The sequence below is a fragment of the Synechococcus sp. MIT S1220 genome (genome assembly GCF_047303025.1).
Classification (GTDB): domain Bacteria; phylum Cyanobacteriota; class Cyanobacteriia; order PCC-6307; family Cyanobiaceae; genus Parasynechococcus.
On record NZ_CP138939.1, the window covers coordinates 822,069 to 846,865 of the forward strand.

Here is a 24,797-nt window from a genome sequence, read left to right on the forward strand (position 1 = left end):
CTGAACTGCGGGCGTCGCGCTTCACAGTCCGTTACGAGAGGATGGGAGTCCATTGAGCGCCAGCCCGTGACCGTTGCCCCTGCCCGCAGTTACGACCGCAGCGACTGGGCCAGCGCGTTCGTCAACGTGGAGCAGGAGCTCACGGATGTGCCCCTCACCCCTGTCCGGGGATTGGTGCCGGCGGACTTGAAGGGCACGCTTTATCGAAACGGCCCTGGCCGGCTTGAGCGCAACGGTCACCGGGTTCACCACCCCTTCGATGGCGACGGCATGATCGCCGCGATGCGGTTCGAGAACGGCAGCGTTCAGCTCAGCAACCGTTATGTGCGCACCGAGGGTTGGCTGGCGGAGGAGAAGGCCGGCAAGGTGCTCTACCGCGGCGTGTTCGGCAGCCAGAAGCCTGGTGGCCGCTTCGCAAATGCTTTTGACCTGCGGTTGAAGAACATCGCCAACACCAATGTGGTGCGGCTTGGTGATCAGCTTCTGGCTCTTTGGGAGGCAGCCGAACCCCACGCGCTGGATCCAGACAGCCTCGAGACCCGCGGCATTTCCCTGCTCGATGGGGTGCTCAAGAAAGGCGAGGCCTTCAGCGCCCACCCCCGCTTTGACCCAGGCCATCACGGCCGCCCTTGCATGGTCACCTTTGGGGTGAACACCGGCCCGCGAAGCACGATCCGGTTGATGGAGTTCGCCACGGAGGGCCCTGATGCTGGCTCCCTGCTCCACGACCGTTCCGACAGCTTCCCCGGATTCGCTTTCCTCCACGATTTCGCCATCACACCAAACTGGGCGGTCTTCCTGCAGAACGCCATTGCCTTTAATCCCCTGCCGTTTGTCACCGGGGAGAAGGGGGCTGCCCAATGTTTGGCTTCGAAGCCTGGCGGGAAAGGTCGCTTTTGGTTGATCCCAAGGGATTCGGGCCGCTTCGCTGGACAGAAGCCTCGGATTCTCGAGGCTCCCGATGGTTTTGTGTTCCACCACCTCAACGCCTACGAGGAGGGTGATCACGTGGTGGTGGACAGCATCGTCTATGACGATTTCCCCTCCATTGGCCCCGATGACGACTTCGCTCAGGTTGATTTCGATTCGGTGCCTGAGGGAATCCTGCACCGTTGCCGCCTCGATCTCAGCCGGGAATCGGTACAGACCGAGCGGATCAGCGAGCGCACCTGTGAGTTCGCGATGGTCAATCCGAGCCAACAGGGGCGTTCTGCGCGCTTTGCCTGGATGGCTGTTGCCGAGCGGGAGATTGGGAACGATCCCCTGCAGGCGATTCAGAAGCTTGATCTCAGGACGGGCAACTCCACGATCTGGAGTGCGGCACCCCGTGGCTTTGTCAGCGAACCGCTGATGGTGCCTCGCCCGGGTTCCGAGCGAGAAGACGACGGTTGGGTGATGGATCTTGTTTGGAACGGGGCACGCTCGGCCTCGGATCTGGTGATCCTCAACGCCGACGATCTGGCCGAGGTGGCGGTGTTGGAACTCCCTCTCGCCGTACCGCATGGACTGCATGGCAGCTGGGCGGAGGCGCGCTGAGACAGTTAGATCCGCTCACATCCCCAACCGTCTCGGACACGAACCGGTTGCATTGGAGCGCTTCATCAGCGCTAGATCGAGATCAGGTTTGTCGGTCGTGATGCCCATTCGTCGAGCGTTCAAAATTTGCTTAGCAGCCTTTTCTGTTGCTTTTACGGGCCTGATCTTGATGCCTCCGCAGGATCCGGTTTTGGCGCAAGAACCACCTTGTTCAGGCACCTTGCTGCAGTTGTCGGTCTCTGAACAGGGCAAGAGCACCGTTGACCGTTTTCGCTTCTCGCTGGCGCTCTCCGGTGAAGGGACCAGTGAGCAGGCTGCCTTGACGCAGCTCAATCAACGCTTGGGCCAGTTGCGGCAATCGCTGCAACCTCTGGTTCGGGGACGCTTGGTTGTTCCATCTCCCTCCACCTATCCGCGAGCAGGAACCAATGGCGCGCCGCAGCGGTTCGTGGCCAACACCGGTGTGTCGGGGGAGGTGAACCGGCAGAACTACAACCCGTTCATTCAGGCTGTGGGCGGGCAGCCCGGGGTGCGGATGCAGGGGATGGAGTCGATCGCCAATGAACGCGATGAAACAGCACTTCAGCAACGCTTGATGGCTGCAGCACTGCGGCGAGGAAAAGCGGAGGCGGACGGTACCGCTGCGGCAATCGGAGCCTCCCAGGTGCGGTTGTTGCGGATCAACCGCAGTGATGCGATTCGTGGTCCCAAACGGGTGCAATTGTCTGCCGACACACGCTCTGGTTTTGATCCTGGTGAAGCGCCGGAGCCGACGGCAACGGTGCGCATGGAACTCCAGTACTGCCTCACTTAGGCCGAGGCTGAGGCTTCACCATCCCTCGTTCTCAAGCATGACGGGATTGAGGGAGGCAGGCGCCTCCTGCTCCGTTTCGGCTCTGCTGTTGCCCGGGAGGTGATGGTCAACATCCAGAGCCTCGATCACCCTGCGCTCTGGGGCCGCTGAACCATCGGTGTGGCGTTGCCTTCTGGTGGCAGACCGTGATTGAGCAGGACTTAAGCCAAGAGCCCTGCGCTGCTTGTTGTTGAGATCTTTCAAAACTCTTGGGCGTATGGCATCAACCTGGCTTTGGCTGAATTGTGAAAATTGTTTGACAGTCATGTCCGTCAACGTCGTGACGAGCATGGCCCTGATTTGCCTTGGCGTTAAAGATTGCAAGGCCTGATTGTTGAGTCGTCTGGCCTGGTTTCCAGACATTGTTCGAACTAATTTCGAGGGTAGTTCACTGATTTGCTCGGGCTTTAGCTTGGAAATTGCGCCTGCTGCAATATTTCGGAATTGGCGCGTCGAGAAAGTGGCCAACACCGAAGGTTCAAGATTTGAGGCCTGCTTGCCAGTGAGGTTGGCAATCGAATCTGGTTTGATTCTGCTGAACTGCCTGGCGCTCAACACGGCAATCACCTTGGCTGGTAAGGCCCTGATTTGATCCTTCTTGAGGCCAAGAAGCGCTTGTGGTTTCAAAGCTGCGGCTTGATTCGTTGTGATGCCGCGAAGTGTTCGGTTGGGAAGATTCCTGATGTCTTTTCGGTTAATGCCGCTCATTGATGCAGCGGGGATTTGTTTCCACTGTTGTCTGTTAATTGTGCTGAGCCATGCTGGTGAAAGAGCCTCAATTTGCTTTGCTTTTAGGCCGCGAAACGTTTTGGCACGTATCGCTTGGATGTTCTCTTGCTTGATGCCTGAGAGTGCTTTTGGCTTGAGGGCTGCGATTTGGCTGGCGTCAAGGGATTGGAAGACGTCGCGTTCAACTTGTTTGAGCATGTCCCGCCCAAGTTTGCTGATTTGTTCTTTGCTGAGCGTGTTGAACGCGGTGGGGATCCTTGGTGTTGTGTTGCTGGCTGGATTGGTTTCTTGGCTTGGAGTGATCGATTGGCTCGAGATCGGTTTGACCCCAAACGGACTGGGAACGGTCGGGAGCGGTGGTGGTGTTGAGGGCTCCCGTTCCGGCTCCGGTGAGGATGGCTCTGGGGTGGGCACTGGCGTCGGCGCCGGGGTGGGACCAGGCACGGGAACAGTGATGGGCCGAGGAACTGGGGGGGGTGTTGGTGCCGGCGTGGGGACAGGTGTGGGTGCCGGCGTGGGGGCTGGGGTTGGTGCCGGAGCAGGAGCAGGAGCGGGAGCTGGTGCTGGAGCAGGAGCGGGAGCTGGTGCTGGAGCAGGAGCTGGTGCCGGAGCTGGTGCCGGAGCAGGAGCTGGTGATGCGGGGTTGCCTGACCCATCGGTCCGCACAATCAGCGTCTCCTCATCGTGGTCTCCAGCGTTGAGGCCCAGCAGCAGAATCGATCCCACGGACGCGACGCTGATCAGCGCATCACTCCCGGCCTGGGTGATCGAGTAATCCTGGCCGGTTTCGATGCCAACACGGTCTCCCTGGGGGATGCTGAAGTCGGTGACGCGATCGGATCCCGCGCCGAGCTGGAATTGATCGGCACCGGTGCCGCCGGTCAAGGTGTCGTTGTCAGCCCCTCCGATCAGGCGGTTGGCGCCGCTGTTTCCGATCAGTGTGTTGGCGAGGGAATTGCCAGTGGCGTTGAGGTTGCTGGATCCGGTGAGGGTGATCTGCTCCAGATGATTCCCGAGGGTGAAGCTGATGGAGCTTTGAACAAGATCGGTGCCTTCGCCGCTGGATTCGTTGATGACGTTGTTGGCATCGGAGATGACATAGGTGTCATCCCCGGCGGCTCCAGCGAGGGTGCTGGCGGCGGCATTGCCGGTGAGGGTGTTGTTGAGCGAGTTGCCGGTGGCGGAGAGTGCCGATCCGCCGGTGAGGGTGATCTGCTCCAGATGATTCCCGAGGGTGAAGCTGATGGAGCTTTGAACAAGATCGGTGCCTTCGCCGCTGGATTCGTTGATGACGTTGTTGGCATCGGAGATGACATAGGTGTCATCCCCGGCGGCTCCAGCGAGGGTGCTGGCAGCGGCATTGCCGGTGAGGGTGTTGTTGAGCGAGTTGCCGGTGGCGGTGAGTGCCGATCCGCCGGTGAGGGTGATCTGCTCCAGATGATTCCCGAGGGTGAAGCTGATGGAGCTTTGAACAAGATCGGTGCCTTCGCCGCTGGATTCGTTGATGACGTTGTTGGCATCGGAGATGACATAGGTGTCATCCCCGGCGGCTCCAGCGAGGGTGCTGGCAGCGGCATTGCCGGTGAGGGTGTTGTTGAGGGAATTGCCGGTGGCTGTGAGTGCCGATCCGCCGGTGAGGCTGATGGCTTCGGTGTTGGCGGGAATGGTGAAGTTGACGGAGCTTTGAACGAGATCGGTGCCTTGATTGCTGGATTCGTTGATCTGATCACTGGCGGAATCCACCACATAGGTGTCATCACCGCTGCCACCGGCCATCGTGTCGTTGCCGCTGCTTCCATCAATGGAGTTGTTGCCGCTGTTCCCTGTGAGTGTGTTGGCGAGGCTGTTCCCGATCGCGTTGATATCGCCTGAACCCGTCAGCGTGATGTTTTCTACGTTGTTGCTGGTGGTGTAATTAACGGAGCTTTGGATCAGATCGGTGCCGGCACCGCTCGATTCGGTAACCACATCACTGGTTGAATCCACCACATAGGTGTCATCTCCAGCCCCACCGAGCAGGGTGTCGTTCCCAGAATCACCATTGAGGCTGTCATTCCCGTTGCCTCCTTCCAGGCTGTTGTTTGCTGAATTGCCTCGGAGGCTGTCGTTGCCAGTTCCACCAACGGCGTTTTCAATAACTGTTCCGGCGGCAATGGTGAGGTTGCCGATGAAATTCCCAATGTTGGAGGGGTAAAGACTGGATGATGCTTTTTCTGTGGCTCGAAGATCAATGGATTGGTTGTCGCTGAATCCGCCAACATCCAATGTGTCGACGCCAGATCCGTCGATCAGCGTAAAAGCGGTTGCGTTGGCGTAGTCTTTGAATTTGGCAAAAATTTCACTGGTTGAATCTGCGATATTCGTATTGAAGCCATAAGTTGTATCTCCCGTGAAGGCATTGTTGATGCCATATCCGTAGCCCGCATACATATCGTCGAGCGCAATCCAGTCCACCGACATGGGCGAGCTGAGATAGGCTTTTGTTGCTGTTATTGATGTATTTTCGCTCTGATCGAAATACGACATCATGGTGCTTTGCCATGAATCATTGGCGTATTTGGCGTCGCTGGAATAATTGGCGGAGCCGTTGTAATTGCCTTGGTGGCCTAGCCCTAGGCCATGGCCGATCTCATGAAGGATCGTTTGAAAGGTGTAATTGCCAAACCCGCTTTGGCTTCCATGCCAGCCGGAGTTAATATTGATGTTGACGTAATTGATAGCTCCGCCAAGCCGGGTTGTTGATGCGTACGCGCCACTGTTTTTATCTCCAAAGCGAAAATCTGCATCGACATCAGACGTCGACTGAAAGTCAATCCCCAGTACTTCTTCGAAAAGCTTGAATGCTTCAGTAACTAAATGTTGACGCGCTGAAGAGAGGCCGTCGGAGTCGAAAAGATTGCTTGTGGTGTTGTAGGTGATGACGCCATTTTTGGCGTAAGTTCCGCTGTTGCTGAGGTTGAACTTGCGGGCGCTGGAAAATCGATCGGTCCAGAAGCCTGAGCGCAGGTAATCGGCAAGGGTTTGGTTGCTCTCTGCTGGCCCGGCAAATAATGCATCTTCTGATTCACTCCCAATCAGAAGTTCGCCAACATTTAAACCATTCTCGTCTGGGAGTGTTCGGCAGCAGGGGCATCCAGCAGGATGCCCGAAAGGTACGAAGTTGCTGAGCCTTTGGGAAAGAGGATTATTGGGATCGTTTGATATGGGATAAGTTCTGTAGGTGTTGCCAATATTGTGAATATAATTGAATCTTTTCTCGCCAATAGCAAAGTTTTCTTGTGATTTTCTCTCTTGAATCCCAGTTGTCATGGGAGTCAATGACGCCTCTTAATGGTTGAATTCACCCTACACAATGAATTCAATCTGTGTTGGTGACAACCCTACAATTGTCGGGTTTGTGACGCGTTTCCCAAACGCCGATGTTCCAGCCATGCGAGCCGCGGCGCCATCCAAAGCGTGCTCAGAATCATCGGTGTGACCGGTACGGCTGTGATCACGATGAAAGCCTGCAGTGCGTTGATCGAGGTGCTGTCGCCCAGGCCGCTGCCAATGCGCAGCAACGCGAGGGTCAGGCTGCCGATCATCAGAGCCCAGAACAGCCGTAGCGGGGCAGGGGGCTCATCTCGCCCACTCACCACCATGGCCGCGGCGTAGCTCATCGAATCGGCACTGGTGCACATGAACAGCACCACAAGCACCAGTCCGATCGGGATCAGAACTCCTGACAGCGGCAGTTGATTGAGGATTGTCAGAAACGTTGCCGCCGCGGCATTGATTCCCTGTTGGGCGAGCGCATCCGTGATCGGTGCACCCTTGAGATCCAGGAACATTCCTGTACCTCCCACCAGCGTGAACCAGACGTTGGTGACCAAAGGGCAAAGGATCCCAACGGCCAAAACCAGTTCCCGGATGCTGCGGCCGCGACTCACCCCAGCGGTGAACAACCCCATCAACGGGGCATAGCCAAGGAACCAGCCCCAAAAGAACACGGTCCACCAATTCAGCCAGCTGCCTGTGTCTGCATTCCTGGGCAGCAGAGCCATCTGCGGCAGATGGACCAGGTAAGTGACCATGCCACTGAAGAAATGCCAGATGAGCCACACCCCGGGGCCCAGCAGTAACAGACCGCTCGCCAGGGTGATCGTGAGCCATACATTCAGTTCAGACAGCCACTTGATCCCCTTTTGAATGCCGCTCACGGTTGAGGTGGCGAACACGGCTGTGAGAAGCACAACCACCAACGATTGCAACCCTGCACTGTCACTGAGCCAAGGCAGTTGTCCTGCTGCATCACTGAGTTGCAGTGACAAAAAGCCAAGCGGACCAACGGTTCCGGCGACCGCTGCCACCACCGACAGTCCATCGGCCAGGTCGCCGATCGCTCCATCCACCCACGCTCTTGGAAGGATGCTCACCAGCAGTGAGCGGGGGCGCAGTGGTTCTCCGCGTTGTGCCCGAATTGAAAAGGTGATTGTGGTGGTTGTGGCGACAAGCGCCCACGCCAGAAAGCCCCAGTGGAGAAAACTCACGGCCAGGGCAGGATCCACGGCTGCTGGACTCTTCCCCGTCACATCGGCGAACACCGGCGACGGCGTGAGGTAGTGGAACAACGGTTCAGCAGCGGACCAAAACACGCCGCCGCCGGCGAGCAGCGTGCAGATCAGAACGGAACACCAATCGAAAAATTTGAGGTTCGGCTTCGCATCCGGGCCCCCGAGGCGCAAGCCTCCAACGGGGCTGACAGCCAGAACAACGGCAATCAGGAACAGCGCAACCACCATCCATTGCCAGGTGCCCCCCAGCAGGGTGCTGACCAGGGTTTGCCCTTCTTGGGTGAATTGTTTGGCTGCATCGAGGTCTACCGCTGACAACAGCAGAAAAAGCAGCAGTGGAACCGCGCCGATCCAAAGGGGTGGTTGCTGCCACCAGGGGCGGATGGGGTTGGGCGATTCAGACATCGATGCAGATGCAGGAGAAACGTCAGACGCGAGGGGGATCAGCAGACCAGCTCGGATGGGGCAACAAACAACTGTTCTTGGGTCAAACAGCTGTTATTGGGTCAAACAGCCGTGTTCAAGAACAAACAGCCGTGCGTTGGTGACTCCAGCAGGAGAGGTCAACGGACGGTGATGCGTTGCTGGCCAGGCGGGCGAGGGAGTCTCCGATCAGGGGAGCGAATTTGAACGCCTGCCCGGATCCACCGGTAAACAGGCTGAGCTTTGGTGACAGCCTGTCGAGCACGAAATTCACATCACGGGTCATCGCGTAAGGGCTGATGACGGTCTCAATCCGTTCCTGCACACCTTCGAGGGACTCAAACAAGAACGCATCCAGGAGCTCCACAAGCCTGGTCGGTGGTGCTTCGGTCATCTCTTCGGGTTCGCTGACCCTGAGCTCTGGAGGTGTCCAGTCGATCCCGGCTTTGATGCGGGGGCGACCGTCCGCCGCGTGACTCAACACGGGGAAGCCGTAGTACAAACCCCCGTCGTCACCACGTTCTTTCTGAAAGCAAAACCACTGGGGATAGCGATCGGCCAAGGAAGGATCCACGCTGTAGTGGGCCCAAAGCATCGGCCAGATCTCCAGCTTCGGTGCCAGGTTCAGAGGCGCCAGCAGCTGGCGGCTCCAAATGCCGCAAGCGACCACCACCTGGCCGGCATGGATGCGATGTCCGTCGTTCAAGGTCACACTGCCTCCCACCGCATCGACTTCGATCACCGGACAGTGTTCGATCAGTTGATGGCCAGCACTGCGGGCGGTACGGATCCAATGCTCCACAACTTTGTCGCTCCGCACCGCGCCGGCGGTGGGTTCAAACAGGCCTGTGAAGTCGGGCTTTGGCTTCAAGGGGAAGCGATCAGCGATCTCCTTGGCGGATAGCGCTTCGTAGGGGATGCCTTGGTCGTCCATCACCCGTCGGGCACCGGGGATGGATCCTTCGATCGTTTCTTCATCCCAGCTTTCGCCGTAGAAGAGCAAACCGTGGGTTTCACGCAATCCACCGCCTGCATGCACTTCCTCCTCCCGCCAGAGGCGATTGGCTTCCCTTGCAAGCCTGCAGAGCACGGGATCGGAGTACATCTCGCGGAACATCCGGGTTTCGCCGAAGCTGCTCCCCCTGGCATGGGCCAGGGTTTTCGACTCGAGAAGCACCACGTCAGTGATGCCGCGACGAGCCAGGGAGGCAGCACAACTCAGGCCTGCCATGCCGCCGCCAATGATCACGACTGCAGCCCGTGTTGGGGGAGACAAAGTGCTCATCAGACCTCTCCAAAGCTGAGGCCGATTGGATCCAGACCCGGATGGGCTGCGACCTGCTTGAGCGCTGCATCCACGGTCAGCCCTTGATCACGCTGCTGCAGAAAGCGCCTGGCGCGGTTCCGCACTTCAAGACGTACAAATTTGTAGACGTCTTCCGGCCGCGCCGAGCGCCATGCCGCCGGGCAGAACCGCTCAATTGAGTCGGCGATCACCGCTCCCGCATTCACGAGAGGGTCGGGCAGCACAACCATCCCTTTCCTGCGCAGCTCATCCGCCAACGGGGGATGGGCAAAGGGTGCATTGGCGGCGGGAACAATGGCGCGACTGCGCAGGCGATGACTCATCTCGGTGGTAATCAGTCCGGAGACCGAGCAGGGCAGCAGCAGATCGAGATCCAGATCCCACCACGGAGCATCGGGCTGGATCGGCGTGGCACCTGGGATGGCCGCACGCCGGGGATCCAGATCGATGCAGAACACGGTCCAGCCGTGGTCGAGCAGGGTTCTGGCCACGCTGCCGCCTACCGCACCGCAGCCATGGACCAGCGCCCGGCCTGGGTCCACCGCATTCAGCTCTCCCCCCAAAACGGCTTCCGCTGCACCAATCGTTCCGTGGGCGGTGGCAGCGCTGGCATCGACCGGACTCCCCACCGCCGCCAGCACGTGGGGCGTGAGCGCCATTAGGCGCTCCATGTCCTCAAGGTTGGTGTTGAGGTCGCAGCCTGTGATCATCGTCCCATCAAGGGAATGCAACAGGTCTGCCGTCACATTGATCAGTTCCTCTTTGACGGCGTTCGGCCTGGAGGCTCGGGCCACGATTTTGCCGCCGGCAAAGCCCGTGCCGTACAGGTCATGTTTGTTGGTCATCAGCCCGGCCAGGCGTTTGCCATCGGCGAGGCAGACCGCATCATCCGCATAGTTGAGGAGGCGCAGGCCCCCATTGGCGGGCCGTTGCACGTCCGTGACTTCAGCTACCACGAACACCGATAGGTGATCCGAGATGTGTTCGGCCAACAGGGACACGTTGGATCGCTCTTGTGTGGAGGCGCGCATCAGGCCACGCGCTCCATCATCTGGTGGTGTTCGACGTAGTCGAGGCTCCACTGCTCCGGTTCGGCAGCAATGCGGTGTTGAAGTCGTTTGTACAGCTCATCGGCGGCCTCTTCGCCGCCTGCAGAAGCGAAACTGTGCCGGCTCCAGCTGCGAATCGTGGCCATCAACCCTGAAGCGAAGGTTGCTGTGTCGCGGTCGTTGTTCCAACGGCGGCGGTACGGGCAGGTCACGTACACCGTGCGCTCATCAACCAGCCGCAGGCCGTTGCGATAGGGCTCCGAACCGCTGTCCATGAGCGGAGCGGTGAATTCTTCGGGGGATTTGTAGAAGTTGAGGATCGTTCCCTTCTGGTAATCGGCCTCGCTGACCAGGCCTTCGGTCATCAGGTCGTGCCAGATCTGATGCAGCTGATCGAAGACATGACGGGTTTCACCGCCGTTGTTGCCGAGGTACAGGCCCTTGCTGTCGCGGGAGAGATTCACCGTCAGCAGCCGTCCTCCCACCTTCAGCTCGCGACTGCGCAACGCAAGGATCCGGGTCCAGTCGCTGAGGGCCTGGGCGCTGAATCGCTCGAGGGCATCAGCGTCGTTTGAGGCCAGCACATGCACATGGCCGTCCAGAGGGCCTGGGGATTGACTCAACCAGTGCATCGCTGTGGCGGAGAAGCCGAAACTCACCGTCTCGGGTGCAACGGTGGGCTCGTAGAAACTCCGCGCGCTGATCAGGACCGTTGGCGCCGCTTGCCCTGGGATTTGAAGCGCCAGGTTGCTTGCCAGGGCAGCGTTGTCGTTGCTTGGCAGGTCGTTGCCGATCAACGTGAGATGGGCTTTGGGCTGACGGGCGTGCAGGCGATCAAGCAGGCGAGTCCACAAACTGACGGCGGTCCCCCCGTCTGCTGCTCCGTAGTCAATGAGCACATGGTTGGACTGATCGTCCAGGTGGTCCACACAGGTCAGGGCCCAATCCGAAGCAGCTTCAATGCAGAGCTGAGCACCTTCGGTCTGCGCGCTGTATCCAGTGGTCATGGCGATTGCCATCGACCTCGTCAGCGAGAGCTGACAATGTAACGAATTGTTATGCGAGTGGTTGGCTGGTCGCCCCCGGCTCGGCTTGGTGGCACCCCGTCTTAGGACTTGGCGAGAAGCCTGTCCAGTTCTGGTTGCAGCAGGGCAAAGGCCCGTCCGCGATGCCCATGCTTCTTCTTCTCGTTGGGCGTCATTTCCGCAAATGTGCGACCTGTCCCTGTGACTTCGAAGACCGGGTCGTAGCCGAATCCGTCGTCGCCACGGGGTTCGCTGGCGATCGAGCCATCGCAGCGTCCCTCCACTTCCAGGAGCAGTTCGCCACCGGGTGCGGCAATGCAGAGCGCTGCGCAGAAGTGGGCTGAACGATCAGCAACGCCGTTCAAGGCGTTCAGCAATTTGGCGATTCGTTCCTGATCGGTTGGGGCGTAGCGGGCTGAATGCACTCCCGGTGCTCCGGCAAGAGCATCAACGCTCAACCCCGAGTCATCGGCCAGGGCCCAGTCACCGGTCAGACGGGCCACGACCTTGGCCTTGATGCGGGCGTTGTCGCGGAACGTGCTCCCCGTCTCATCAACGTCCAAACCGTCCGGCTGGGCTTCGACCTGGATTGGGAGACCGCTGAGCAGCTGTTTGAACTCCCGAATTTTGCCCTGGTTGCCGCTGGCAATCACCAGACGGCGCTCGTGGCCGCTCATGCCGCCTCCGCGATCGACCGGGCCCAGGCCAGCACGGTTGCGACACGGTCGGCATCGGGTGCTTCGCAGTAAAGCCGCAGCAGTGGTTCCGTCCCCGAGAAGCGGAGCATCAACCAGTGGCTCGGTCCGAGTCGCAGCTTCACCCCATCGGTGGTGATCACCTCGTTCACGGCAACGCCGGCCACTTCACGCGGCGGGGTTTCGGCGAGCAGTGTTTCCAAGCGTCGTCTGGCCTCCATGCTCGCCAGTCGAAGGTCCAGCCGGTCGTAATGGCTGGTCCCTCCATGCTTGCTCTGGAGCGTGTCCAGCCGCGCTCCAAGCGGTTCACCACCTTCCACAAGAGCCTCTAGCACCAGCATTGCCGCGAACAAAGCATCGCGTTCCGGCAGGTGCATGCCGAAGCCGACACCTCCAGACTCCTCACCACCAATCAACACCCCTCCCGCCAGCATCTCAGCGGCGATGTACTTGAAACCCACCGCGAGTTCCAGGACCTGACGCCCCTGTCCTTCCGCCACCAGTCGCATCAGATCCGATCCGCTCACTGTTTTGACCACCGAGCCCGGCAGTGCCCGTGCCCTCGCCAGGTGATCGATCAACAGAGGCATCAGCAGCTGCGTGCTGCAGAAGCGGCCTGTTTCATCCACCGCCGCGATGCGATCGCCATCCCCATCGAACACCAGGCCGACCGCAGGGGTGCCAGCAGCGGTGGAGGCTTGCACTTCGGCAATCAACTCCTGCAGGTAGGGCGCTAACGGTTCGGGGGGGTGCCCCCCGAACAGTGGATCGCGCTCGCTGCGGATTTCCTTCACCACATCGGCGCCGTCCGCCCCCAGCAGTTCCGGGACGCAACCCGCCGCGGAGCCGTGCATCGGGTCGACGATCACTCGAAGGTTCGTTTGCTTGAGGCCCTGCACCAGGGCCCTCAGGTCAAGCTTGCGGCGCAGTCCTTCCAGGTGTTCGGCTCGACCGTCGAAGCGTTGTGTGTTCGCCTGGATCGGCGTGGTGATGCCTCCGGCGGCGAGGCGTCGCTCCACTGCAGCGGTGAAGTCCCCTTCCACGGACCCGCCGAAGGGACCCTTGATCTTCAGACCAAGCCATTCGGGAGGGTTGTGACTCGCTGTGATGACCAGCGCACCGAGAGCCTGGCGTTCGACGACAGCCCAGCTGCACGCGGGCGTTGGAACGGCCGTCTCGGTGAGGAGTGGTTCGAGGTCACATCCATGAACGGCTGCTGCGATCGCTTCGGCGAGCTCGGGCGCCAGAAACCTGCGGTCGTAACCGATCACCACCGTGCGGCTGTTCAGACCATCCGGAGCGCGAAAGGCGAGTTCCTGTGCTGCTGCCGCTGCGACCGGCAGCAGGCGGTCCACCGTGATGTCCACGCCGAGAACACCGCGCCAGCCGTCCGTGCCGAATTGGATCGGTGCTGGGCCCAGGGGCAGAGGGGCCGAGGACATGGGTTTGCTTGCAGTGTTCTGGATTTAGCAGGCGGTCGCCGTAGGGTCGCCTCATGGGTGACACCCCGCCTGCCGCCAACGGTCTTAATGACCGCTTGCTCCGCAGCTGGTTGCGCTGCCGCCGCAAGGCTTGGCTGGATCTCCATGCCGATCCTGATCTGAGGCAGTGGACTGCCCATCGCAACCTTCAGCTCGATGCTCAGCAACGCTGTTTTTCAGCCCTGCTGGGCGAACCGCCCGGGCATGGGGAGCAGGCCTGTCAAAGGGGAGATCTGGGCGTTGTTGGTCTGCGTCTCAAAGGCCGCGGAGCTGATGGTTCGGCGTTGGAGGCTCACCCGCCGCTGCTGATGCGGGTGAAGGGGCAAAGCCGATGGGGAGCCTTTGCCTATCAGCCCGTGCTTGCCCGTCAGGGCAGGCGCCTGACCCGCGAACATCAGATCCCCCTGGCTCTGATGGCTGATCTTCTCGGTCAGGAGCAGCAGTCTCCCGTCACCGCGATGCTTGTCGTTGGTGCGGGGCCGAGGCGGCTGGAACGGCATCGGGTCGGCTACTCCTCAGGGCTCCGTCGCCAGCTTGGTGAAGCCCTGCGGAAGCTGAGCCTGGATCTGGAGCGCTCAACCCCGCCTGTCCTTGCCGCCGATCGCCGCAAATGTTCGCTCTGCTGCTGGCGTCAGCTCTGCGGCAGGCAGGCCTCAAAGGATGGCCATCTCAGTGAAGTGAGCGGGATCGGCGCCAAACGTCGGGAGATGCTTCACGAACTCGGCATTCAGGGTCTGAACGACTTGGCCCAGGCCGACCCTGAACAGCTTGCGCTTCAGATGGAGCGCTTCGGGGATCAACATGGGGAGGCAGCGCGCTCGCTCGTGGCGCAGGCCCGCGTTCAGCGCGATGGGCGACCGGAGCGGCTGGATCCGACGAGCGCGTTACCGGAACTGGAGGCTGCTCCTGGAGTTCTGCTTTACGACATCGAATCGGACCCGGATGTACGGCACGATTTCCTTCATGGTTTCGTGCTGCTCCCTCGGCGCGCAGATGGACGTTGGGACCCAGAGGCTGCTCGGTATCACCCGCTGCTGGTGCTCAGGAAGCACGATGAAGCGCTCGGCTGGCGGCGTCTTCACAAACTCCTCTGTGCGTATCCGAGCTGGCCAGTGCTGCATTACGGCGAAACCGAATCCCTGGCGCTCCGTAGGCTTGCCCAGCGTCAGGGTCTGCCCGAGCCGCAGCGGGCTCAGATCAGCACGCGGCTCATCGATGTTCACGCCCGTGTTCGTCGTCACTGGCGTTTGCCTCTCAGCAGTTACGGATTGAAGTCCGTCGCCAGCTGGCGGGGTTTTCGCTGGAGCCAGGCCGGAGCGGACGGGGCCAGGGCGTTGCTCTGGTGGCGCCAATGGCAGGGGGATGGCCCTCAGCGACGACGTCGGTCTCAGACGTTGCGTTGGATCTTCCAATACAACCGGGATGACTGTCTGGCCACCTGGGCTGTGGCCGACTGGCTGTCGCGTCAGGATCCCGATGGCGTTGGAGGTGGCTGAAACCCTTCTGGACAGGAGAGCGTCAGCTGTTGACCCTCAGGGCCTTCCAGGTTGAGAACATCCAGGTGCTGGCGCCTGATCAGAGCGAGGCCGATCCAGCTGTCTTCAGCGCCGATCCGCAGGCTGGTCGTCACCACTCCGGCACGGTCAGCACCCCGTTGGAGTGTGTCCCCTGGTTGGATCTCCTCCTGCCCCTGCCAGCACCGCAACTGCTGTTTCACCCCGCCCTTGCTGGCGAGTTTGGCCATGGTCTCTTGGCCGAGGTAACAGCCCTTGCTCAGGCTGACCCAGCTGGCAAGTCCAAGTTCAAAAGGGTTGGTGGCACCGGTGATCTCGCCACTGCCGGTGGGAAGGCCTCGAAGCACGCGCCAGAACTCCAACTTGTCGGAATCGGCGGCGGGCAAGGCAGCCCACTCTTCGGGCAGCGAGGCGTCTGCATCCAGCCACTGCACCCTGTCGTCTCCGAACAGCTCCTGCAAACGTCGTTGACGGTTGGCGGCCTTAAGGCGCACGCGATCAGCTGGAAAAATCACCTGGTCGAACCCTGCGCTCACCTGGTCGGCATCGCCGGCCAACACCAGCACGTCGGCACCCAGTGCGTCCAGGCGGATCTCCAGCAGGGCGCGGAGTCGCCCGGTGGCAGTGAGCCAGCAGCTGGAGATCAGATCCGCCGTGCTGTTTTGCAGATCCGCACTGGTCTGGCCCTGCAGAAAATCGCGGGCTCCACTGCCGTCAAGCCGCAGGCTCGGGAACGTCGCGTCCCAGCAGAGGGGCGTCTTTGGATGGGTCAGCCGCGTCATGCTGCGATCTCTTCGGAACAGGCCGCGACTTGCGAAAGCTGAAAGAGGCTGACCAGTTCCAGACCGGCGTTTTGCATCGCAGACGCGCCCCCCTCGTCACGATCCACGATCGTCACCACCCGACGCACGACATAGCCGGCGTTTTGCAGTTGATGAACCGCTTTCAGCGAGGACCCGCCAGTGGTCACCACGTCCTCCAGCACGGTCACCAGAGCACCTGGCGCTGGCAGGGGGCCTTCCAGCCACGCGCCCGTGCCATGCCCTTTGGCCTCTTTGCGCACGATCAAGGCGTCCAGAGATCTGCCGGCCAGGGCGGCGGCCATAGCAACCCCGCTCACCAGGGGGTCCGCCCCCAGTGTCAGTCCCGCGACGGCCACGGCGTCGGGTTCCACATGGGAGAGCATGGCTGCGCTCAGTAGCGCGAGGCCATGGCCGCTGAGACTCACCGGTTTGCAGTTGACGTAATGCTCGCTGGTTCGGCCGGAGGCCAGCGTGAACGAGCCCCGTTTGTAGGCGTCCCTGGCCAGCCGTTGCAGCAGGGCTTGCGGCTCCTCAACTGGTAGGGGAGGCATGGGCATGGGGCTGGCCGCGGCGCTGATCTCTCCTTAGTTTGCGCTTAAAGGAGAGCGAAGCCGTGTTGCTGAGCCTGTTTCTGCAAATCGGACTTCTGGCAGCACCGACCATGGCCGGGCCGGTGGTGTGCACCACCACCTTGGAGGCCCCCGATCCACAGGCGGATGGCGCAGCACCGGTGCAGCTCACGCGCTGTGAACCCGTTGAGAGAACAAGTGAATTTCTGGAACGCAGGTATTCGACCTGGAACGCCCCCTTCGACAGTGGGGTGAACGTGTTGCATCAGGTCACGGATCTGCTTGGGATTGCCGTTGGTGGGACGGATGGAACCCGTTTTATGGGCTTTGGCTTCCCTGACCAGACGGTCATCTGGGATGGAACCGTGATGCGGAACAGCATCGATGCATTGATGGAGGCCCAGAGTCCCCCCATTCCATGGCGTTCGACCGACATCCCCAGCGGATTGGATGGCAGCCTTACGCAGCGGAATGCACCCGCCAGGCCCGTGGTCGAGGTCGCTCCTGCCCAGCCTTTGTGGTAACACTCATGGAGGTGTGGGTGTCCCGGCATCGATGGTCTGGGGGTCTAGCAATCTGGTGAATGCAGCGAACTCATAATTCGCCTAAGGCGAGTTCGATCCTCGCGACCCCCATCCAATCTCTCTGATGCGGCTGCCATTACTGGCCCTGCTTCTGGTCATCCCAGCTTTTTTCGCTGCCGCAGAAGTGGCCCTTCTCCGGCTTCGTCCCAGTCGGGTCGAAGTTCTTGTCGAAGAAAGGCTGAAGGGTGCCCAGGCGGTTCAGCGCCTTCAACGACGACTTAGACGCGCCTTGATGGTGTCTCAGCTGGGGGCCACCCTGGCGCTCGTGGCTGTGGGCTGGGTGAGCCGGGGACTCGGCAAGCAGCTCTGGCCGGATGGCACCCCGGGGGCGCCGTGGTTGGACGCAGGCTTGTTTCTCCTCGTCGTGCTGATGGCAACCCTGCTGGCGGGATTGATGCCCAAGGCCTGGGTGCTGAACCGTCCCGAGCCGGCGGCCTTGCGTCTGGCGCCTCTTCTTGAGGTGGTGACACGGGTTCTCTCCCCTCTGCTCAATCTTCTTGAAGGGGTCGCTGCACTGTGTCTGCGTTTGGTGGGGCTGACGCCGCAATGGGATTCCCTCGTGCCCGCTCTCTCTGCAGACGAGCTGGAAACCTTGATCGAATCCGGCAGGGTCACCGGTCTGTTCCCTGATGAACGGAACATTCTCGAGGGGGTGTTCGCGTTGCGGGATACCCAGGTGCGGGAGGTGATGGTTCCCCGTTCTGGAATGGTCACCCTGCCCCTGGATGTGAGCTTCGCGCAGTTGATGGAAGCGGTTCACAAGACGCGTCATGCCCGCTTTCCTGTGATCGGGCAGTCGCTTGATGATGTGCGCGGCATCCTCGATCTCCGGCAGATGGCCGAGCCGATCGCCCTCGGGCAGCTCAGGCCGGATTCGCCTCTGGAGCCCTACCTGCAGTCCACGGTGCGGGTGCTGGAGACCAGCACACTTGCCGCGTTGATGCCCTTGATCCGCAGCGGGCATCCGCTGTTGCTGGTTGTTGATGAACACGGGGGGACGGAGGGGCTCGTCACGGCCGCTGATCTGATGGGCGAAATCGTCGGAGATGATCTGCAGGAGGCGTCGGATGAGCCGGAGCTACTCCAGGAGGAAGGCCGATCCGATGTGTGGATCGTGGCGGGGGATCTGGAGATTTTTGAACTCAACCGTCAGTTGAATCTCGATCTTCCGGAGGCGGATGACCATCACACCCTTGCTGGTTTTTTGTTGGAACGTCTCCAGCACATTCCCTCTCCAGGTGAAGCCCTGCATTTCAGCGGGACGCAGTTCGAAATCATGGCAATGAAGGGCCCACGGATCGAACGCGTGCGGTTGATTCTTCCCGTGCCAACTGAGAGTGAGGACTGATCACCCTTAATCTTCTTTCAATCGTTCCGGTCAACACATGTCCCCCGACCCGATGGTTCCGGTCAAGGTGGGGGTCATTGGCATCGGCAACATGGGTTGGCACCACGCCAGGGTGCTGAGCCTGCTGCGGGATGCAGATTTGGTGGGTGTTGCCGATCCTGATGCGGATCGCGGTCGCCTGGCGACCGATCAGTTCGGATGTCGTTGGTTCGAGGACTACCGCACGATGCTGCCGGAGGTGGAAGCGGTCTGTATCGCTGTTCCGACCCTGCTCCATCACCCGGTCGGGATGGCCTGCCTGGATGCAGGCCTGCACGTGCTGATCGAGAAGCCGATCGCGGCAAGCCAGGATGAAGCCTCCGCATTGATTGATGCGTCCCACAGGGCAGGTCGTCTTCTGCAGGTCGGCCACATTGAGCGGTTTAACCCCGCTTTTCGCGAGCTCATCAAGGTTGTGGCGAATGAGGAGGTTGTGGTCTTAGAGGGGAGGCGCCACAGCCCCCATGCCGATCGAGCCAACGATGTCTCCGTTGTGCTGGATCTGATGATTCACGACATCGATCTCGTTCTTGAGCTGGCACAGGCACCGGTGGTGCGCCTGGCCGCAGCAGGCGGCCGCAGTGCGGAGGGGCCGATTGATTACGTCAACGCCACTTTCGGTTTTGAAAACGGTGTCGTGGCCAGTCTGACGGCCAGCAAGATGAGCCATCGCAAGATTCGCAGCCTGAGTGCCCATTGCCGCTCCAGCCTGGTTGAAACCGATTTCTTAAATCACACCCTTCACATCCACCGCAGAGCCCACGAGTGGTATTCCGCCGATCACGGTGAGCTTCTCTATCGGAACGATGGCTTCATTGAGGAGGTCAGCACCACCTCGATCGAGCCGCTTTATGCGGAACTCGAGCACTTCCTGCAATGTGTGCGCGGCCGAGAAACCCCCGCCGTTGACGGTCGGCAGGCCTCCCGCGCCCTTCAGCTGGCCGACCTGATCGAGCAGGCGGTGGAACATCCCGACATGGGCGTTCCGCTTACCGATCCGATCTGACCAGCCCCTCCCGCTCCGCCAGCTGCCTCAGGGCTGCGATCTGCCAGCGGCGGCAGTCGGCCGGTGATGAGGCATAGAACTGTCCCCAGGCTTTGGCCTTGTACAGCGAGTAGGCCTTGGGATCCATTTCGGGGTGGGTCAGTTGCCAGCCCACACGCACGGCATGACCGATCACAACATCCAGGGCCAGGTCGTCGTTGAACTGAACCTCAGGGTTCGCTTCAACGAAGGCCATCAGGGAGAGGAGACACTCGGCGCAGAGCTGCCGGTATTCCGGTGCTTCGATCCGGCTCAGCAGATGTTCCACCTGGGTGGCGAAGTTGCGCTCCCCGGCCGTTTTTTCCAGCACCAAACGGCTGTTGAGTCGGTTGCGCCGTTCGAGCTTGTCCCCGATCACAAGACCCCGGCAATGCTGCAGGAGGGACCAGATGCCCGCATAAAAGTCACGCGGTACTCGCTGCAGGCTGCCGAGGCGAATCCGGTGCTGCAGCCATCCACCTCCGCTCGGACGCTCTTCCCGCGGTTCCGGCACCTTCCACTGCACGCGGCCACTGAGGTGGAGTTGCTCACCGCGTTCCAGTGCTGCACGGGCATGGTCCATGTCGATCAGCACATTGCGCAGGCGGGTGCGGATCGCATGGGGAGCTTCGCAGCAGACGGCCTCGAAGGCTTCGTCTTGGCTGAGGCCCCCTTCGCTGGCCAGCTCTGAGGTGAGCAGCAGGAGCAATTGACCCAGCTGCAGGGTGAGACTGCCTTTCAGCAGAGCTGGTTCGCGACGGGCGATGCCATCAAGTGCGAGCAGCAGTTCCTGCTCCAGCATGCGTTCTCGTCCATCTTTGCCGCTGGTGCGTTCGATCAGGCCCGCGATCGCCACGCTGGACAGGGGCGTGCTCAGTCGGGATTCGGCCGTGTAATTGCGTCCGACAACCACCTGTTTCTGGCGTGCCAGCAGGTCGGTGAGGGCATCTTCCAGCTGGGGATGCACCATCCCCATCGCGCCTGCGCAGCGGCGCACCACATTCCAGTCCTGACAGCGCAGGCCATGGTGATAAACCTCGTTCAACAGCGTTTGGAGATCCACGGCTTTCCCGTCTGGCCCGGTTTGAAGCTCCCCAGGCTCCAGCCGTTGGTTCATCAGCTCCAGAACCTCCGCCTGCTCATGGAGTGAGGCGCTGCTCCACAAGCGCTGACGAAGCTGGTCGATTGGGGTGTCATCCAGCTCCTGTTCCTGGGCTGCTGTGAGGTCGCCCAGATCCGTGGCGTCACGAAGAACCGGTCCTGGTCGTTCCACGCTGGGTTTGGGACGGAACGAGGCTTCGCCGATGCTGTTCAGCTCTTTCCACTGTCCTTGGGCCATCAGGTTGCCAAGCCGGTCGAACTGCACGGGAATGCCATCGATCGAGCCCGTCAGCAACGTTCTGCCAAGTTTGAGGAAGGCGGTGTGATGCTGCTCAAACGCCTCAGCGCTGACCGGGATCACCAGCAGCGGTAATCCACTCCCCTGCCAGTGCCGCTGCAACAGATGCAGTTCATCAACGACGGTATCTGCGAGTTGCAGTGGGTCGTCCGCCAGGTAGCTGATTGAGTCCTCCAGGACTGCGGCGGTGAAACAGAGGGCCTGACCGCGATGGCGATAGAAGCGGGCGGTTTCTTCTGTTTCAACCCGTTGCGGTGGCTGGCCGCTCAGCCCGAGGCGCTGGTTGGAACCCAGGCTCTGCAATCCCTGGGCCAGAGAGCTGGAGGGAAGGATGCCCAAATCGCCGTTTACGTCCACCGGTAATCCGGCGGCGATCAATCCATGCTGAACCGAGGCGGTTTCCGGTGCCATCGCCACAAGGACGGATTCGGCACCCAGAGGTCGGCTGAGGCGACGATCACAGGGGTCTAGATCGACCGGTCGGACCAGTCCAGCCAGCAGCATCTCGCCCAGCCACACCAGGCTCTGGGTCCAGATCAGAGGCACATTGGCGTTGGCTTCACGGGTCTGACTCCCGGGGTTGCGGCGTTCCAGCTCCACCACGCTGTCTGGAACGCGGTAAAGCTCCGGGTACAGCTGCTCCCCATCCAGCTTGACGGCCAGGGGTTTGAGGCGCCCATGCCAGTGGTGCGCATCGTCCCAGCGTTCCTCGCAGCAGGCGGTGACCAGTTCAAACCCGAGAAACAGCGGCCATTCCGATTCAATGTTCTGGAAGGCCATCAGTTCCTCCGGCTCATAGTGCAAACGGCTGATGTCCTCCACGGCCGTCTGATGGCCGTCGCGCAGGAAACGCTTGTATCCGTAGGCTCCGCCCAGCTCACGTCGGATCCGTCTGACCGTGCGATCCGTGAGATGACGATCCTCCACGGCCCATGCGGGGTAGCCGACCACGGATAGGCAAGCGCTGTCGGTCTCCTTACTGGCTGATTCCCTCGGCAACAGGCTTTCCAGGGCACGCCGCAGCCGCACGATTGCTCCCTGGGGGATCAGCAGCTGGACGCTTCCATCGCCATGGGGGCCGAACAGATCGACCCCATCCAAGGCTTCCAGTGCGGCCTTGGCCATTCCGATGGAACTGGCGTTTCGTTCCGGGAGTCCGTGATTTCCCTTGTCCCCTCGTTCCCAGATGCCGTAATCGCGCGTGCGGTACGCCTTGGCGATGTAATGCACGAGGCTTTGCAGAAAATCTGCTTCATCACGGCTGCGGACCACGGGCAGTCCGGCTTGGGTCAGCTGGGCAAGCTGCAGGAGGAACAGGGATGTTGCATCCAGTTGCAGATGCCCCCAAGCGTCATCAGCCACCACGGGGTCTCCGCTGTTGCTGTCGTATTTCGCGTGGAGGGCATCAAGAGGGTCGAGGCTGTGTTTGAACCGTTCCACCTTGTGGGACTGGCGCATCATCGAGCGCAGCAGCCCGCGCATCAGGGCCAGGACCCGTTCATTCAGCTCCCAGCTGCGGCTGGATCGTTCGCCGAAACGCCGTCGATGCGCGATGGCGAGGGCCCAGACGCATTGCACCGAATAGACACAGTCACGAACCCAGGCATCCCCGTAGTCGCCATGCACGGTGTGGGCCGTGCTGGCCGGTAACAAACCGCTGATCGGGTCCTGCCGTTCCAGGACCACGCGTTGGATGGAACGATCAAGGTTCCGCAGCACCTGATCCGCCGGTGAGTCGTCGGTGGTTGATTCCAGCGAGAACAGAACCATGACCCTCTCCAGAACCGCCTCTAAATTCTCCATCTCCGTGCTTCGGCGATGGATTCCGTCACCACGACCCCTGATGATCGCCGCCGTTGCAGCGTTCTTGGAATTCCAGTGGATGCATGCCGCGATGTTTGTGCGGCTGCCATTGGCTTGCATGTACGGGGTGGTGGCCGCATCGTCACGCTCAATGCGGAAATGACGATGGCGGCCCGGGAGGACCCGGATCTAGGCGATGCAATCACCTCCGCAGATCTTGTGATTCCCGACGGTGCAGGCGTGGTCTGGGCCTTGTCCAGGCAGGGGATACGGGTGTTGCGGAGCCCCGGAATCGAACTGGCCTGGAGCCTGCTGTCCTACGCCGCACGCCATCATTGGCGCGTCGCTTTGATCGGAGCGGCGCCTGCGGTGATGGAGAGCCTCCGGCAGATTTTGCCTGCCAAACATCCAGGCCTTGACCTCGTCATGGCAGTAGATGGCTATCAATCTGCTGAGAGATGGCCCGGCCTGGAATCCGAGCTGCTGAAGCTCAAGCCCGACCTGGTTCTCGTGGCGCTTGGGGTCCCCCGCCAAGAAATCTGGTCAGTCCGCCTATCCGAAGATGCATCCGGATTGTGGATGGGAGTCGGTGGAAGCTTTGATGTTTGGGCAGGAACGAAAAAAAGAGCACCGGCCTGGATGGGCCGGTTGCAGATCGAGTGGTTATACAGATTGATCCAGGAGCCAAGTCGCTGGCGCCGCATGCTTTGTCTTCCAGCCTTTGTCTTGGAAGTGCTGCGCCGAGGCGAACGGGTCAGTCGCTGAGAAATCAGCGGAAACCGACGGATGCCTGCCAGACGAAGGCAAGCAGAAGGAAGAACAACGGAATCAGGGGAAGTATGTCCACCAGCGGTGAAAAGGCCTGGTAGGCCTCGGGCAGCTGAGCCAGCAAGTCGAGCGTGAAGGCGGCCATCCCTTGTGTCATTCAGGCGTTTGGACGGACGCTACCACGCGTAATGGGCTGGTGAGTCGGGCTCCCATGGAGCGAAATCCTCTGAAAAACAGCCGTCTTGAATGGCGCGTCCCATGGCCGTGGTGAAGCGGATGAGCTGCGTGATGTTGTGCAGGCTGAGCAGGGTGAGTCCCAGTAATTCCTCACTGCGGATCAGATGATGCAGGTAAGCCCTTGTGTGCTGCTGGCAAGCAAGACATGGGCAACTTGGATCAAGGGGTGTGTGGTCATGCCGAAAACGGGCATTGCGCAGATTCCATCGCTCACCCCCAACGAGGGCGGTGCCATGGCGACCGAGGCGAGTCGGTAAAACGCAGTCGAATAGATCGATGCCGTTCGCCACGGCTACGGCCATCTCCCGCAACGTTCCGATCCCCATCAGGTAGCGAGGTCGGTCGGTTGGTAGTAGCGGAGTGACATCGCGAATAATGCGATGCATCTCCTCCACCGGCTCCCCCACACTCACGCCTCCAACGGCGATGCCCGGCAGATCGAAATCCGCCACAGCTCTGGCGCTCTCACGGCGGAGATGCGGGAAACATCCCCCCTGAACGATGCCGAACAGGGCTTGATCTTGCCGTTGATGGGCATTGACACAGCGTTCCAACCAGGCGTGGGTGCGCCGGCAGGCGTCCACAACGTCATTTTCTGTGGCTGGATAAGGAGGGCACTGGTCGAAAGCCATCGCCACGTCTGCGCCGAGCTTCATTTGAATTTCGGTCGCGACCTCTGGTGTCATCTCGATCGTGCGTCCGTCCCTGGGATTACGGAACACCACACCGTGGTCATCGATCCGATTCAGATTTCCCAGGCTGAAGACCTGAAATCCACCCGAGTCGGTCAGCATCGGACCATCCCAGTTCATGAAACGGTGCAGCCCTCCGGCCGCCTCAATCACGTCTTCTCCAGGTTGCAGATGCAGGTGATAGGTGTTCGAAAGCACCATCTGCGCACCGGTCTGACGCAGCTGTTCGCTGCTCACGCCCTTAACCGTGGCAAGGGTTCCCACCGGCATGAACCTCGGAGTCTGCACCGGTCCGTGCGGGGTCTGGAAGGAGCCGCAGCGGGCGGATGTCCGCGGGCATTGCGCCGTGATCTGGAAGCCGAACAAA

19 protein-coding genes and 1 tRNA gene are annotated in these 24,797 nt (G+C 60.8%); 8 read left to right on the forward strand and 12 right to left on the reverse strand.

All coding sequences use genetic code 11. The features are described 5' to 3' along the window. Window positions 1–66: 66 nt before the first annotated feature. The gene (locus SIB64_RS03790) at window positions 67–1,536 is read left to right on the forward strand and encodes a carotenoid oxygenase family protein (RefSeq protein ID WP_413441980.1); all 1,470 of its coding nucleotides are present in this window, start codon (window positions 67–69) and stop codon (window positions 1,534–1,536) included. A 169-nt stretch (window positions 1,537–1,705) separates the two neighbouring features. Further along, complete coding sequence (locus SIB64_RS03795) at window positions 1,706–2,350, forward strand: SIMPL domain-containing protein (protein WP_413441981.1); 645 nt, start codon at window positions 1,706–1,708, stop codon at window positions 2,348–2,350. A 15-nt stretch (window positions 2,351–2,365) separates the two neighbouring features. Here the strand turns inward: SIB64_RS03795 and SIB64_RS03800 are convergent, their stop codons facing one another. The 7 genes from SIB64_RS03800 to SIB64_RS03830 all read right to left on the reverse strand — a co-directional run bounded on the left by SIB64_RS03800 (window position 2,366) and on the right by SIB64_RS03830 (window position 13,611). Further along, a complete protein-coding gene (locus SIB64_RS03800; RefSeq protein ID WP_413441982.1) occupies window positions 2,366–6,427 on the reverse strand; it encodes a M10 family metallopeptidase C-terminal domain-containing protein in 4,062 nt (1,353 codons plus the stop codon). 71 nt (window positions 6,428–6,498) lie between these two features. Further along, entirely contained in the window at window positions 6,499–8,076 is a 1,578-nt protein-coding gene (locus tag SIB64_RS03805; RefSeq protein WP_413441983.1) for a BCCT family transporter, read from the reverse strand. A 115-nt stretch (window positions 8,077–8,191) separates the two neighbouring features. Continuing rightward, window positions 8,192–9,379 carry an FAD-dependent oxidoreductase gene (locus SIB64_RS03810; RefSeq protein ID WP_413441984.1) on the reverse strand — a complete coding sequence of 396 codons (1,188 nt, stop codon included), beginning with the start codon at window positions 9,377–9,379 and terminating at the stop codon, window positions 8,192–8,194. Next, window positions 9,379–10,431: a Glu/Leu/Phe/Val dehydrogenase dimerization domain-containing protein gene (locus SIB64_RS03815; RefSeq protein ID WP_413442864.1), complete on the reverse strand. Its 1,053-nt coding sequence runs from the start codon at window positions 10,429–10,431 to the stop codon at window positions 9,379–9,381. The genes SIB64_RS03810 and SIB64_RS03815 overlap by 1 nt, the downstream gene beginning before the upstream one ends. Continuing rightward, window positions 10,431–11,468: an SAM-dependent methyltransferase gene (locus SIB64_RS03820; RefSeq protein WP_413441985.1), complete on the reverse strand. Its 1,038-nt coding sequence runs from the start codon at window positions 11,466–11,468 to the stop codon at window positions 10,431–10,433. Before SIB64_RS03820 ends, SIB64_RS03815 begins: the two co-directional genes overlap by 1 nt. Window positions 11,469–11,557: 89 nt before the next feature. After that, window positions 11,558–12,151: an RdgB/HAM1 family non-canonical purine NTP pyrophosphatase gene (gene rdgB, locus SIB64_RS03825; RefSeq protein ID WP_413441986.1), complete on the reverse strand. Its 594-nt coding sequence runs from the start codon at window positions 12,149–12,151 to the stop codon at window positions 11,558–11,560. Then, entirely contained in the window at window positions 12,148–13,611 is a 1,464-nt protein-coding gene (locus tag SIB64_RS03830; RefSeq protein ID WP_413441987.1) for a phosphoglucomutase/phosphomannomutase family protein, read from the reverse strand. The genes rdgB and SIB64_RS03830 overlap by 4 nt, the downstream gene beginning before the upstream one ends. Window positions 13,612–13,664: 53 nt before the next feature. Here SIB64_RS03830 and SIB64_RS03835 point away from each other — a divergent pair, with 53 nt between their 5' ends. After that, window positions 13,665–15,146 carry a TM0106 family RecB-like putative nuclease gene (locus SIB64_RS03835; RefSeq protein ID WP_413441988.1) on the forward strand — a complete coding sequence of 494 codons (1,482 nt, stop codon included), beginning with the start codon at window positions 13,665–13,667 and terminating at the stop codon, window positions 15,144–15,146. On the opposite strand, the gene SIB64_RS03840 is transcribed toward SIB64_RS03835, so the two are convergent. Both SIB64_RS03840 and pyrE read right to left on the reverse strand, forming a co-directional pair. Next, complete coding sequence (locus tag SIB64_RS03840; protein WP_413441989.1) at window positions 15,116–15,946, reverse strand: YgfZ/GcvT domain-containing protein; 831 nt, start codon at window positions 15,944–15,946, stop codon at window positions 15,116–15,118. The genes SIB64_RS03835 and SIB64_RS03840 overlap by 31 nt on opposite strands. Next, window positions 15,943–16,524 (reverse strand): orotate phosphoribosyltransferase, encoded by a 582-nt coding sequence (gene pyrE / locus SIB64_RS03845; RefSeq protein ID WP_413441990.1) that lies wholly within the window; start codon window positions 16,522–16,524, stop codon window positions 15,943–15,945. Before pyrE ends, SIB64_RS03840 begins: the two co-directional genes overlap by 4 nt. Before the next feature lie 32 nt (window positions 16,525–16,556). Here pyrE and SIB64_RS03850 point away from each other — a divergent pair, with 32 nt between their 5' ends. The 4 genes from SIB64_RS03850 to SIB64_RS03865 all read left to right on the forward strand — a co-directional run bounded on the left by SIB64_RS03850 (window position 16,557) and on the right by SIB64_RS03865 (window position 19,513). Further along, window positions 16,557–17,060 carry an occludin/ELL family protein gene (locus SIB64_RS03850; protein WP_413441991.1) on the forward strand — a complete coding sequence of 168 codons (504 nt, stop codon included), beginning with the start codon at window positions 16,557–16,559 and terminating at the stop codon, window positions 17,058–17,060. 38 nt (window positions 17,061–17,098) lie between these two features. Further along, window positions 17,099–17,171: transfer RNA gene (locus SIB64_RS03855), tRNA-Ile, on the forward strand. Between the two features lie 13 nt (window positions 17,172–17,184). After that, window positions 17,185–18,468: a hemolysin family protein gene (locus SIB64_RS03860; RefSeq protein ID WP_413441992.1), complete on the forward strand. Its 1,284-nt coding sequence runs from the start codon at window positions 17,185–17,187 to the stop codon at window positions 18,466–18,468. Window positions 18,469–18,505: 37 nt separating this feature from the next. Continuing rightward, complete coding sequence (locus SIB64_RS03865) at window positions 18,506–19,513, forward strand: Gfo/Idh/MocA family oxidoreductase (RefSeq protein WP_413441993.1); 1,008 nt, start codon at window positions 18,506–18,508, stop codon at window positions 19,511–19,513. Here SIB64_RS03865 and SIB64_RS03870 read toward each other — a convergent pair. Beyond that, complete coding sequence (locus SIB64_RS03870; RefSeq protein WP_413441994.1) at window positions 19,497–22,700, reverse strand: glycoside hydrolase family 15 protein; 3,204 nt, start codon at window positions 22,698–22,700, stop codon at window positions 19,497–19,499. The two genes, SIB64_RS03865 and SIB64_RS03870, sit on opposite strands and share 17 nt — an antisense overlap. Before the next feature lie 48 nt (window positions 22,701–22,748). On the opposite strand from SIB64_RS03870, the gene SIB64_RS03875 reads away from it, so the two are divergent. Next, window positions 22,749–23,498: a WecB/TagA/CpsF family glycosyltransferase gene (locus SIB64_RS03875; protein ID WP_413441995.1), complete on the forward strand. Its 750-nt coding sequence runs from the start codon at window positions 22,749–22,751 to the stop codon at window positions 23,496–23,498. 4 nt (window positions 23,499–23,502) lie between these two features. Here the strand turns inward: SIB64_RS03875 and SIB64_RS03880 are convergent, their stop codons facing one another. Further along, window positions 23,503–23,646, reverse strand: a complete 144-nt coding sequence (locus tag SIB64_RS03880; protein WP_413442865.1) for a photosystem II reaction center protein K — start codon at window positions 23,644–23,646, stop codon at window positions 23,503–23,505. A gap of 31 nt (window positions 23,647–23,677) precedes the next feature. After that, window positions 23,678–24,796, reverse strand: coding sequence for a tRNA guanosine(34) transglycosylase Tgt (gene tgt, locus SIB64_RS03885; RefSeq protein WP_413441996.1), 1,119 nt, complete (start codon window positions 24,794–24,796; stop codon window positions 23,678–23,680). Window position 24,797 lies beyond the last annotated feature (1 nt).